8 protein-coding genes and 1 pseudogene are annotated in these 12,479 nt (G+C 46.2%); all 9 read left to right on the top strand.

The features are described from left to right. Nucleotides 1–132: pseudogene (tuf, locus tag R7D93_RS24310) on the top strand (elongation factor Tu); the annotation flags it as partial. A gap of 266 nt (nucleotides 133–398) precedes the next feature. Continuing rightward, on the top strand, nucleotides 399–779 hold the full coding sequence (gene secE, locus R7D93_RS24305) for a preprotein translocase subunit SecE (RefSeq protein ID WP_005384680.1): 381 nt from the start codon (nucleotides 399–401) through the stop codon (nucleotides 777–779). Nucleotides 780–792: 13 nt separating this feature from the next. Beyond that, entirely contained in the window at nucleotides 793–1,341 is a 549-nt protein-coding gene (nusG, locus tag R7D93_RS24300) for a transcription termination/antitermination protein NusG (RefSeq protein ID WP_005384681.1), read from the top strand. Nucleotides 1,342–1,505: 164 nt separating this feature from the next. Then, a complete protein-coding gene (rplK, locus tag R7D93_RS24295; RefSeq protein WP_005384682.1) occupies nucleotides 1,506–1,934 on the top strand; it encodes a 50S ribosomal protein L11 in 429 nt (142 codons plus the stop codon). A gap of 4 nt (nucleotides 1,935–1,938) precedes the next feature. After that, nucleotides 1,939–2,640 carry a 50S ribosomal protein L1 gene (gene rplA, locus R7D93_RS24290; RefSeq protein ID WP_005384683.1) on the top strand — a complete coding sequence of 234 codons (702 nt, stop codon included), beginning with the start codon at nucleotides 1,939–1,941 and terminating at the stop codon, nucleotides 2,638–2,640. Nucleotides 2,641–2,933: 293 nt separating this feature from the next. Next, complete coding sequence (gene rplJ, locus R7D93_RS24285; RefSeq protein ID WP_005382538.1) at nucleotides 2,934–3,428, top strand: 50S ribosomal protein L10; 495 nt, start codon at nucleotides 2,934–2,936, stop codon at nucleotides 3,426–3,428. Between the two features lie 57 nt (nucleotides 3,429–3,485). Further along, entirely contained in the window at nucleotides 3,486–3,854 is a 369-nt protein-coding gene (gene rplL, locus R7D93_RS24280) for a 50S ribosomal protein L7/L12 (protein WP_005382540.1), read from the top strand. 252 nt (nucleotides 3,855–4,106) lie between these two features. Continuing rightward, a complete protein-coding gene (rpoB, locus tag R7D93_RS24275; RefSeq protein ID WP_005384685.1) occupies nucleotides 4,107–8,135 on the top strand; it encodes a DNA-directed RNA polymerase subunit beta in 4,029 nt (1,342 codons plus the stop codon). A gap of 104 nt (nucleotides 8,136–8,239) precedes the next feature. Beyond that, nucleotides 8,240–12,442, top strand: coding sequence for a DNA-directed RNA polymerase subunit beta' (gene rpoC / locus R7D93_RS24270; RefSeq protein WP_005382514.1), 4,203 nt, complete (start codon nucleotides 8,240–8,242; stop codon nucleotides 12,440–12,442). The last annotated feature ends 37 nt before the right edge of the window (nucleotides 12,443–12,479 follow it).

Genomic DNA, 12,479 nt, shown 5'->3' with positions numbered 1-12,479 from the left:
ATGCCAGGCGACAACGTACAGATGACTGTAGAGCTAATCGCACCAATCGCAATGGACGAAGGTCTACGTTTCGCGATTCGTGAAGGTGGCCGTACAGTAGGTGCTGGTGTTGTTGCTAAGATCTTCGACTAATTCATAGCGAATTAGCGATGCTTTCGGAAAATCTTGAATTAGATTTGACGAACCAGTAGCAAAAAGGGCATCATTTGATGCCCTTTTTCTGCACTCAACATTATTTTTGCTGTTTTCTTGTTCAGAAGTGGGTTGGGCGCAGAGCAAGATTAAGCAAAGAGGCTTAATCTTAAGAAGAGTACGCTGATTTTTTCAGCGATATGGAGTTTGCCCTGCAACAGCGGGGTTGTTGTCGTCTATATTAAGACTTGTAACAGGTTGGTTTTATGAAAGCAAATAATGCTGAAACTCCTGATAGCTCAAACGCAGCAGATACGTTTAAGTGGGTAGCCGCTTTCGTATTGGCAGCTGCCGCTGTTGTGGGTAATTACCTGTATGGTGAAATGTCTGTAGTGGTTCGTGCTGCAGGCGTTGTTGTTCTTATTGCAGCTGCCTTAGGCGTTGCAGCAACAACGACTAAAGGTAAAGCAGCGATCAGTTTTGCAAAAGAATCTCGTATGGAAGTACGTAAAGTTGTTTGGCCTACTCGCCAAGAAACCATGCAAACAACACTGATCGTTTTAGCTGTAAGTATTGTAATGGCTCTAGTGCTATGGGGTATTGACGGAATTATGGTTCGTCTAGTAGCTCTAGCAACTGGGGTATAGAGGGTTTTTATTCATGAGTGAAGCTCCAAAAAAACGCTGGTATGTGGTTCAAGCCTTCTCTGGATTTGAAGGTCGTGTAGCTCAATCTCTGCGCGAGCATATCAAAATGCACGGCATGGAAGAGCTATTCGGTGAAGTACTGGTTCCTACTGAAGAAGTAGTGGAAATGCGCGCGGGTCAGCGTCGCAAATCTGAGCGTAAGTTCTTCCCAGGTTACGTCCTTGTTCAGATGATTATGAACGATGAATCATGGCACCTAGTACGCAGTGTGCCGCGTGTCATGGGCTTCATTGGTGGTACCTCAGACCGTCCGGCACCTATCACGGATAAAGAGGCTGACGCGATTCTTAATCGTCTTGAGAAAGCGAGTGAAGCGCCTCGTCCGCGTACAATGTACGAAGCGGGTGAAGTGGTACGTGTTAACGAAGGTCCATTTGCTGACTTCAACGGTACTGTTGAAGAAGTGGATTACGAGAAGAGCCGCCTGAAAGTGTCTGTATCGATCTTTGGTCGTGCGACACCAGTTGAGCTTGAATTTGGTCAGGTTGAAAAGCTGGACTAAGACTCTTCGTTAAAGAGTATAAAAAATCACCTTTTTAGGGTTGTATAAGGCGCGGATTATGACTATAATTTCGCGCCTTTTTACTTCAGGTGAAGTAAAAAGTTTCTTACACAAACGGGGAGCTGATCCGCGATTAGCGTTTGTACCCAAACTTAGGAATTATCATGGCTAAGAAAGTTGAAGCTTACATCAAGCTACAAGTTGCTGCTGGTATGGCTAACCCTAGTCCACCAGTAGGTCCTGCACTAGGTCAACACGGTGTGAACATCATGGAATTCTGTAAAGCGTTCAACGCAAAAACAGAATCTATTGAGAAAGGTCTACCAACTCCAGTAGTTATCACAGTATACAGCGACCGTTCTTTTACGTTCGTAACTAAGACTCCACCTGCTGCTGTTCTTCTTAAGAAAGCTGCTGGCGTTAAGTCTGGTTCAGGTCGTCCAAACACTGAAAAAGTTGGTACTGTAACTGACGCTCAAATCCAAGAAATCGCAGAAACTAAAGCTGCTGATATGACTGGTGCTGACATCGAAGCGATGAAGCGTTCTATCGCTGGTACTGCTCGTTCAATGGGCCTAGTGGTAGAGGGTTAATAAGATGGCAAAACTAACTAAGCGCATGCGCGTAATCCGCGAAAAAGTTGACGTAACTAAAGAATACGAAATCAACGAAGCTGTTGCTCTTCTTCAAGAACTAGCGACGGCTAAATTCGTTGAGTCTGTAGACGTTGCTGTTAACCTAGGCATTGATGCTCGTAAATCTGACCAGAACGTACGTGGTGCAACTGTACTACCTCACGGTACTGGCCGCGAAATCCGCGTTGCAGTGTTCACTCAAGGTGCTAACGCTGAAGCAGCTAAAGAAGCTGGCGCAGACATCGTAGGTATGGAAGATCTTGCTGAGCAAGTTAAGAAAGGCGAAATGAACTTTGACGTAGTTGTTGCTTCTCCAGATGCAATGCGCGTTGTAGGTCAACTAGGTACTATCCTAGGTCCTCGCGGTCTTATGCCAAACCCTAAAGTTGGTACTGTAACTCCTAACGTTGCTGAAGCAGTTAAAAACGCTAAAGCTGGTCAGGTTCGTTACCGTAACGACAAAAACGGCATCATCCACACTACTATCGGTAAAGCAAACTTCTCTGCTGAGCAGATCAAAGAGAACCTAGAAGCACTTCTAGTTGCTCTGAAGAAAGCTAAACCATCTTCAGCGAAAGGTACTTTCCTGAAGAAAGTAAGCATCTCTACTACTATGGGTGCTGGTGTTGCTGTTGATCAGGCTAGCCTGAACACTCAAGCATAATTTATTTGCTTAGGCGCAAAATTAGTGTATAATTTTGCGCCTAATATTTGTGGTTGGGGCTGAACTTTGGTTCTTTGAACTGTCTCCTAGTTCGAAATGAATTAAGACCCAGTCTCCGTCCAAGACCGTAGGTGTTTGTGTAAAAGCAAACTTAATTATCCTACGTAGATGGTGCCCGAACTGACAGAAAGCTCTATGTAATATAGTTAACTTTCTTCTGGGGAAGCACCTCAATAGCTCTCACTGTCGTGATGATAGTGAGTGGTGTAACGACAACCAGGAGTAAATCCAAGATGGCTTTAAACCTTCAAGACAAAAAAGCAATTGTTGCTGAAGTCAACGAAGCTGCCAGTGGTGCACTTTCTGCAGTTGTAGCTGATTCTCGTGGCGTTCAAGTTGGCGCGATGACTTCTCTACGTAAACAAGCTCGTGAAGCTGGCGTTTACATGAGAGTTGTTCGTAACACTCTTGCTCGTCGTGCGGTTGAAGGTACTGAGTACGAGTGTCTAACTGACACTTTCACTGGTCCTACTCTAATCGCATTCTCTAATGAGCACCCAGGTGCTGCAGCGCGTCTTTTCAAAGACTTCGCTAAAGAGAACAAAGATTTCGAGATCAAAGCTGCTGCATTTGAAGGCGCTTTAACTGACGCTGAAGTACTAGCAACACTACCAACTTACGACGAAGCAATTGCACGCCTAATGATGTGCATGAAAGAAGCTTCGGCTGGCAAGCTGGCGCGTACTATCGCAGCTATCCGCGATCAAAAACAAGAAGCAGCGGCATAAGCCTTGCTTTTTACTGGTTGCTTAATAAACTTATTGTTGACTTAAAAGAGAATTGTTATGTCTATTACTAACGAGCAAATCCTAGACGCAGTTGCAGAAATGTCTGTAATGCAAGTTGTTGAACTAATCGAAGCAATGGAAGAGAAATTCGGTGTTTCTGCTGCTGCTGCTGTTGTAGCTGGCGGCGCTGCTGCAGGCGAAGCTGCTGCTGAGCAAACTGAATTCGACGTAATCCTAGAAGCTGCTGGCGGTAACAAAGTTGCTGTAATCAAAGCAGTACGTGGCGCAACTGGCCTAGGTCTTAAAGAAGCTAAAGCTCTAGTAGACGGCGCTCCAGCACCTCTTAAAGAAGGTGTTGAGAAAGCAGAAGCTGAAGCTCTTAAAGCTCAGCTAGAAGAAGCTGGTGCAACTGTTGCTGTTAAGTAATTATTGCATAGTTTCTTAGCCTAACGGCTAATTGGCTGGTGGTTTTTTAACCACCGGCCTTTTTGCGCTGTAGGGTATAGGCGAATTTTCCCGCTGTTTAAGCGCCTGATATCCATGCAAAAAACATTTCATTCTTACGAAATGAAATGTCACTACAGTAAACAGCTATATTAGTCACTGTCCCTTACCCCCCTTAAGTAACTAGGAGCGGGCGGACAGTTTGGGTCACTTATCAGCGAGCTGAGGAACCCCATGGTTTACTCTTATACCGAGAAAAAGCGCATCCGTAAGGACTTTGGTACTCGTCCACAAGTTTTGGACATTCCATACCTGCTATCGATCCAGCTCGATTCGTTCGACAAATTTATCGAACAGGATCCTGAAGGTCAATACGGTCTTGAAGCCGCTTTCCGTTCTGTATTCCCGATTCAGAGCTACAACGGCAATTCTGAGCTGCAATACGTTAGCTACCGTCTTGGTGAGCCAGTTTTTGACGTTAAAGAATGTCAAATCCGCGGTGTAACTTACTCAAAGCCACTACGTGTAAAACTACGCCTAGTTATCTTTGATAAAGACGCGCCAGCAGGTACTGTAAAAGACATTAAAGAACAAGAAGTCTACATGGGTGAAATTCCACTCATGACAGACAATGGTACCTTCGTAATCAACGGTACCGAGAGGGTTATCGTATCCCAGCTGCACCGAAGCCCAGGCGTGTTCTTCGACAGCGATAAGGGTAAGACCCACTCTTCAGGTAAAGTTTTATACAACGCACGTGTTATTCCTTACCGTGGTTCATGGCTTGATTTCGAGTTTGATCCTAAGGATAACTTGTACGTTCGTATCGACCGCCGTCGTAAGCTACCAGCATCGATCATCCTTCGAGCACTAGGTAAGTCGACAGAAGAAATCCTAGATATCTTCTTCGAGAAAGTGAACTTCGAAGTGAAAGACCAAACTCTATTGATGGAGTTGGTTCCGGATCGTCTACGTGGTGAAACTGCGTCATTCGACATCGAAGCAAATGGTAAAGTTTACGTTGAGCAAGGTCGTCGCGTAACAGCTCGTCATATCCGCCAACTAGAAAAAGATGGTGTTGATCACATCGAAGTACCAGTTGAGTACATCGTAGGTAAAGTTGCATCAAAAGATTACATCAATGAAGCAACAGGCGAGATCATTGTTAACGCTAACCAGGAAATCAGCCTGGAAGCATTAGCGAACCTATCTCAGGCTGGCCACAAAGCGCTAGAAGTTCTATTCACGAACGATCTAGACCACGGTCCATTCATGTCAGAAACACTACGTATCGACAGCACGGTTGATCGTATTTCTGCATTGGTAGAAATCTACCGCATGATGCGCCCTGGTGAGCCGCCAACAAAAGAAGCTGCAGAAGCTCTATTCGAAAGCCTATTCTTCTCTGAAGAGCGTTACGATCTATCGACTGTTGGTCGTATGAAGTTCAACAGCTCTATCGGCCGTGAAGATGCTCAAGAGCAAGGCACACTTGATGAAACTGATATCATCGAAGTGATGAAGAAGCTGATCGCGATCCGTAACGGTAAGGGCGAAGTGGACGATATCGACCATCTAGGCAACCGTCGTATCCGTTCTGTAGGCGAAATGGCTGAGAACCAGTTCCGTGTAGGTCTAGTACGTGTTGAGCGTGCAGTTAAAGAGCGTCTAAGCCTAGGCGATCTTGACGCAATCATGCCTCAAGACTTGATCAACGCGAAGCCAATTTCTGCGGCAGTTAAAGAATTCTTTGGCTCTTCACAGCTTTCACAGTTCATGGACCAAAACAACCCGCTATCAGAAGTAACGCACAAGCGTCGTATTTCTGCATTGGGTCCTGGCGGTCTAACTCGTGAACGTGCTGGCTTCGAAGTACGTGACGTACACGTAACTCACTACGGTCGTCTATGTCCTATCGAAACGCCTGAAGGTCCAAACATCGGTCTGATCAACTCTCTATCTGCGTTTGCGCGTTGTAACGAGTACGGTTTCCTAGAGACACCATACCGTCGCGTTGTAGATGGCGTAGTAACAGACGAAGTAGATTACCTATCTGCAATCGAAGAAGGCCAATTCGTTATCGCACAGGCGAACGCTAAGCTAAACGAAGATGGTACTTTTGCAGATGAGCTGATCACAGCTCGTCAGAAAGGTGAATCTGGTCTACACCCTCGTGAGCACGCTCAGTACATGGACGTTGCGACAAACCAGGTTGTATCTATCGCTGCATCGCTTATCCCGTTCCTAGAACACGATGATGCGAACCGTGCATTGATGGGTGCGAACATGCAACGTCAGGCAGTTCCAACACTGAAAGCTGACAAACCGCTTGTTGGTACTGGTATTGAACGTAACGTAGCCGTTGACTCAGGTGTAACTGCAGTTGCTAAACGTGGTGGTGTAATCCAGTCAGTAGATGCTTCTCGTATCGTTGTTAAAGTTAACGAAGAAGAGCTAGTACCAGGTGAAGCTGGTATCGACATCTACAACCTGACTAAATACACACGTTCTAACCAGAACACATGTATTAACCAGCGCCCATGTGTGATGCCAGGTGAGCCTGTATCACGCGGTGACGTTCTTGCTGATGGTCCTTCAACAGACCTTGGTGAACTAGCGCTTGGTCAAAACATGCGTATCGCGTTCATGCCTTGGAACGGTTACAACTTCGAAGACTCGATCTTAGTATCTGAGCGCGTAGTTCAAGAAGACCGTTTCACGACTATCCACATCCAAGAACTGACTTGTGTGGCGCGTGATACTAAGCTTGGTTCTGAAGAGATCACAGCGGATATTCCAAACGTAGGTGAGTCTGCTCTGTCTAAACTAGACGAGTCAGGTATCGTTTACATCGGTGCTGAAGTTAAGGGTGGCGACATCCTAGTTGGTAAAGTTACACCTAAAGGTGAAACTCAGCTAACGCCTGAAGAGAAGCTACTACGTGCAATCTTCGGTGAAAAAGCATCTGACGTTAAAGATACTTCACTACGTGTACCTAACTCTGTATCAGGTACGATCATCGACGTTCAAGTCTTTACTCGCGATGGCGTAGAGAAAGACAAGCGTGCGCTTGAAATCGAACAGATGCAGCTTAAAGAAGCGAAGAAAGACCTAACTGAAGAATTCCAGATTCTTGAGGGCGGCCTTCTAAACCGTGTTAAAGCTGTATTGATTGAAGGCGGTTACTCTGAAGCGAAACTAGACACAACTGATCGTAAGAAGTGGCTAGAACTAACGCTAGAAGATGACGCACTACAAACTCAGCTTGAGCAACTTGCTGAACAGTGGGATGAGCTAAAAGCTGACTTCGATAAGAAGTTCGAAACTAAGCGTCGTAAGATCACTCAAGGTGATGATTTAGCACCTGGCGTCCTGAAGATCGTTAAGGTTTACCTAGCGGTTAAACGTCGCATTCAGCCTGGTGATAAGATGGCGGGTCGTCACGGTAACAAGGGTGTAATCTCTAAGATCAACCCTGTTGAGGACATGCCATACGATGAGAAAGGTCAGCCTGTAGACATCGTACTTAACCCACTGGGTGTACCTTCGCGTATGAACATCGGTCAGATCCTAGAAGTACACTTAGGTCTGGCAGCGAAAGGTATCGGTGACAAGATCAACCAGATGGTTAAAGAGCAGCAAGAATTAGCGAAATTCCGCGAGTTCCTACAAAAAGTTTACGATCTAGGCGACACTCGCCAGAAAGTAGATATTGCTTCTCTATCTGATGATGAAGTACGTACTCTGATCAAGAACTTGCGTGGCGGTCTACCAATCGCGACTCCTGTATTTGATGGCGCTCCAGAAGAGTCAATCAAAGCACTTCTTGAGCTAGCAGATCTACCAACATCAGGTCAGTTAACACTGTTTGATGGTCGCACAGGTGATGCGTTTGAGCGTCCTGTAACTGTTGGTTACATGTACATGCTGAAACTGAACCACCTTGTTGATGACAAGATGCACGCTCGTTCAACTGGTTCGTACAGCCTAGTAACTCAGCAACCACTAGGTGGTAAAGCTCAGTTCGGTGGTCAGCGTTTCGGTGAGATGGAAGTATGGGCACTAGAAGCATACGGTGCTGCTTACACGCTACAAGAAATGCTAACGGTTAAGTCGGATGACGTTAACGGCCGTACTAAGATGTACAAGAACATCGTAGACGGTAACCACAGCATGGAACCTGGCATGCCAGAATCGTTCAACGTACTGTTGAAAGAGATCCGCTCGCTAGGTATCAACATCGAGCTAGAAGACGAAGAGTAATCCTTTTCTCTCTTGATGAAAGTCGAGAGAATCAAAGCGATTATTTGGAAGAAGGTGCTCACTTTAGCGAGTGAGCTCCTTTTAACTCCTTACAGGAGCTGATTGTGAAAGACTTATTAAACTTTCTAAAAGCACAGCATAAGACCGAAGAATTTGATGCAATCAAAATCGGTCTATCTTCACCAGACATGATCCGTTCATGGTCTTTCGGTGAAGTTAAAAAACCTGAAACGATCAACTATCGTACGTTCAAACCTGAACGCGATGGTCTGTTCTGTGCGCGTATCTTTGGTCCAGTTAAAGACTACGAATGTCTTTGTGGTAAGTACAAGCGCCTGAAGCACCGTGGTGTTATCTGTGAGAAGTGTGGTGTAGAAGTTACACAAACTAAAGTTCGTCGTGACCGTATGGGCCACATTGAACTGGCTTCACCAGTAGCTCACATCTGGTTCCTAAAATCGCTACCGTCTCGTATCGGTCTACTAATGGATATCCCTCTACGTGATATCGAACGCGTTCTGTACTTCGAAATGTACGTAGTAACAGAGCCTGGTATGACTGATCTAGAAAAAGGTCAGATGCTTACTGAAGAAGAGTATCTAGATCGTCTAGAAGAGTGGGGCGACGAGTTCACTGCTAAGATGGGTGCGGAAGCTATCAAGGACCTACTAGGTTCTATGGATATGCACGCTGAAGCAGAACAAATGCGTGAAGAGTTAGAGACAACAAACTCTGAAACTAAGCGTAAGAAAGTAACTAAGCGTCTTAAGCTGGTAGAAGCGTTCATCGCATCGGGTAACAACCCTGAGTGGATGATCCTAACTGTACTTCCAGTACTTCCGCCAGATCTACGTCCTCTAGTACCTCTAGATGGCGGCCGCTTTGCGACTTCTGATCTTAACGATCTATACCGTCGTGTGATCAACCGTAACAACCGTTTGAAGCGTCTTCTAGAGCTAGCGGCTCCGGACATCATCGTACGTAACGAAAAACGTATGCTGCAAGAGTCTGTTGATGCTCTACTAGATAACGGTCGTCGTGGTCGTGCGATCACAGGTTCTAACAAGCGTCCTCTGAAATCTCTTGCTGATATGATCAAGGGTAAACAAGGTCGTTTCCGTCAGAACCTTCTAGGTAAACGTGTAGACTACTCTGGCCGTTCTGTAATCACAGTAGGTCCATACCTGCGTCTACACCAGTGTGGTCTTCCTAAGAAGATGGCACTTGAGCTATTCAAACCATTCATCTACAGCAAGCTAGAGACTCGTGGTCTTGCGACTACAATCAAAGCTGCTAAGAAAATGGTAGAGCGTGAAGAAGCGGTCGTTTGGGATATCCTAGACGAAGTAATCCGTGAACACCCAGTACTATTGAACCGTGCACCGACACTTCACCGTCTAGGTATCCAGGCGTTCGAACCAGTACTGATCGAAGGTAAAGCGATTCAGCTACACCCACTTGTTTGTGCGGCGTACAACGCGGACTTCGATGGTGACCAAATGGCGGTTCACGTACCTCTAACTCTAGAGGCACAACTTGAAGCTCGTACTCTGATGATGTCGACAAACAACATTCTGTCGCCAGCGTCAGGTGATCCGATCATCGTACCTTCTCAGGACGTTGTATTGGGTCTGTACTACATGACTCGTGAAAAGATCAACGTGAAAGGTGAAGGCATGTACCTTTCTGGCCCAGAAGAGGCTGAGAAAGCATACCGCACTAAACAAGCTGAGCTTCACGCACGCGTTAAAGTACGTATTACAGAAACTGTTGTAGACGAAGACGGCAACAGCACTACAGAAACCAAGATGGTAGACACCACTGTTGGTCGTGCAATGCTATGGCAAATCGTGCCAGCTGGTCTACCGTACAGCATCGTTAACCAAAAGCTAGGTAAGAAGCAAATCTCTAACCTACTTAACGAGGCGTACCGTAAACTAGGTCTGAAAGACACAGTAATCTTCGCTGACCAAATCATGTACACAGGTTTCGCATACGCGGCACTTTCTGGTGTATCTGTTGGTATCGACGATATGGTTGTACCAGCAGCTAAGTACACTGAAATCGCAGAAGCGGAAGAAGAAGTACGTGAAATCCAGGAACAGTACCAATCAGGTCTTGTTACTGCGGGCGAACGCTACAACAAAGTTATCGATATCTGGGCATCGACCAACGACCGTGTTGCGAAAGCAATGATGGAAAACCTTTCATCTGAAACGGTAGTTAACCGTGACGGTGAAGAGGAACAGCAAGAGTCATTCAACAGCATCTATATGATGGCGGACTCGGGCGCTCGTGGTTCTGCAGCACAGATTCGTCAGCTTGCGGGTATGCGTGGTCTGATGGCGCGTCCAGATGGTTCAATCATCGAAACGCCGATCACAGCGAACTTTAAAGAAGGTCTAAACGTACTTCAGTACTTTATCTCAACGCACGGTGCTCGTAAGGGTCTTGCGGATACGGCACTGAAAACAGCGAACTCGGGTTACCTAACTCGTCGTCTAGTAGACGTTGCTCAAGACGTTGTTGTAACTGAACATGACTGTGGCACTCACGAAGGTGTCGACATGATGCCTCACATCGAGGGTGGTGATGTTAAAGTTGCACTTTCTGAGCTTGCTCTTGGTCGTGTTGTTGCTGAAGACGTACTAAAACCTGGCACTGAAGACGTTCTTATTCCACGTAACACCCTGATCGATGAGAAGTGGTGTCAAATCATGGAAGAGAACTCAGTAGACAGCATGAAAGTGCGCTCTGTAGTAACGTGTGATTCTGACTTCGGTTGTTGTGCACAATGTTACGGTCGTGACCTAGCACGTGGTCACCTAGTGAACCAAGGTGAAGCAGTGGGTGTTATTGCTGCTCAGTCTATCGGTGAGCCAGGTACACAGCTAACGATGCGTACGTTCCACATCGGTGGTGCGGCATCGACAGCAGCGGCAGAGAACAGTGTTCAAGTTAAGAACAACGGTTCTATCAAGCTACACAACGCTAAATCTGTATTGGCTGATGACGGTAAGATCGTTATCACTTCTCGTGCGACAGAGTTAACTATCGTTGATGAGTTTGGTCGTACTAAAGAGAAGCACAAACTGCCTTACGGTACGCTACTAAGCAAAGGCGATGGTGATACAGTTCAAGCTGGCGAAACAGTTGCAAACTGGGAAGCGCACACACTACCTATCATTACTGAGGTAGCAGGTCGCATCCAGTTCGTAGATATGATCGACGGCGTAACAGTATCTCGTCAAACTGATGACCTAACTGGTCTATCTTCAAGCGAAGTAACTGACCCAGCAGCTCGCCCTTCAGCAGGTAAAGATATGCGTCCAGCTATCAAACTTGTTGACGAGCAAGGTAACGATGTAATGATCCCTGGTACTGATATGCCAGCTCACTACTTCCTACCTGGTAAAGCGATTGTGAACATCGAAGATGGCGCAGCAGTAGGTGTTGGTGCAACACTAGCTCGTATTCCTCAGAAGTCTGGCGGTAACAAAGATATCACCGGTGGTCTTCCACGAGTTGCTGACCTATTTGAAGCACGTAAGCCGAAAGAGCCTGCAATCCTTGCTGAGCACACAGGTACTGTGAGCTTTGGTAAAGAGACGAAAGGTAAACGTCGCCTAGTGATCACACGTGAAAGCGGTGAAGCTTACGAAGAGATGATTCCTAAGCATCGTCAGTTGAACGTATTCGAAGGTGAAAAAGTTGAACGTGGTGATGTGATCGCAGATGGTCCAGAGTCTCCACATGACATCCTACGTCTACGTGGCGTACACGCGGTAACGCAGTACATTGCTAACGAAGTACAGGAAGTTTACCGTCTACAAGGCGTTAAGATTAACGATAAGCACATTGAAACTATCGTTCGTCAGATGCTACGTAAGTGTACTATTACTCACTCTGGTGACTCTGAGTTCCTACCTGGTGAACAGATTGAGTACTCACAAGTTAAGATTGCTAACCGTAACCTAGAAGCTGAAGGCAAAGAGCCTGCACGTTTCGAACGTGAACTACTAGGTATTACTAAAGCATCTCTAGCGACTGAGTCGTTCATCTCTGCGGCATCGTTCCAGGAGACAACTCGCGTACTAACAGAAGCTGCGGTTTCTGGTAAGCGTGATGACCTACGTGGTCTGAAAGAGAACGTAATTGTTGGTCGTCTGATCCCAGCTGGTACTGGTTTCGCATACCACCAAGAGCGTCAAGCTAAACGTTCTGAAGCGCAAGATGGTCCTTCTGCTGAGCAAGCAACGGATAACCTAGCGGCACTTCTAAACGCTGGTTTCTCGTCTGAAGAGTAAGTCATATAACGAGTAATCGTTAAAAGCTTAAGAAAAA

The organism is Vibrio sp. YT-15 (assembly GCF_033337445.1).
GTDB lineage: Bacteria > Pseudomonadota > Gammaproteobacteria > Enterobacterales > Vibrionaceae > Vibrio > Vibrio alginolyticus.
The sequence above is the reverse complement of the archived record's forward strand: the minus strand, read 5'-3'. Positions and strand labels throughout refer to the sequence as shown.

What these genes read in the sequence shown, in the direction of transcription:
- secE (WP_005384680.1), top strand. Translation starts at nt 399, where the DNA reads ATGAAAGCAAATAATGCTGAAACTCCTGATAGCTCAAACGCAGCAGAT.
- nusG (WP_005384681.1), top strand. Translation starts at nt 793, where the DNA reads ATGAGTGAAGCTCCAAAAAAACGCTGGTATGTGGTTCAAGCCTTCTCT.
- rplK (WP_005384682.1), top strand. Translation starts at nt 1,506, where the DNA reads ATGGCTAAGAAAGTTGAAGCTTACATCAAGCTACAAGTTGCTGCTGGT.
- rplA (WP_005384683.1), top strand. Translation starts at nt 1,939, where the DNA reads ATGGCAAAACTAACTAAGCGCATGCGCGTAATCCGCGAAAAAGTTGAC.
- rplJ (WP_005382538.1), top strand. Translation starts at nt 2,934, where the DNA reads ATGGCTTTAAACCTTCAAGACAAAAAAGCAATTGTTGCTGAAGTCAAC.
- rplL (WP_005382540.1), top strand. Translation starts at nt 3,486, where the DNA reads ATGTCTATTACTAACGAGCAAATCCTAGACGCAGTTGCAGAAATGTCT.
- rpoB (WP_005384685.1), top strand. Translation starts at nt 4,107, where the DNA reads ATGGTTTACTCTTATACCGAGAAAAAGCGCATCCGTAAGGACTTTGGT.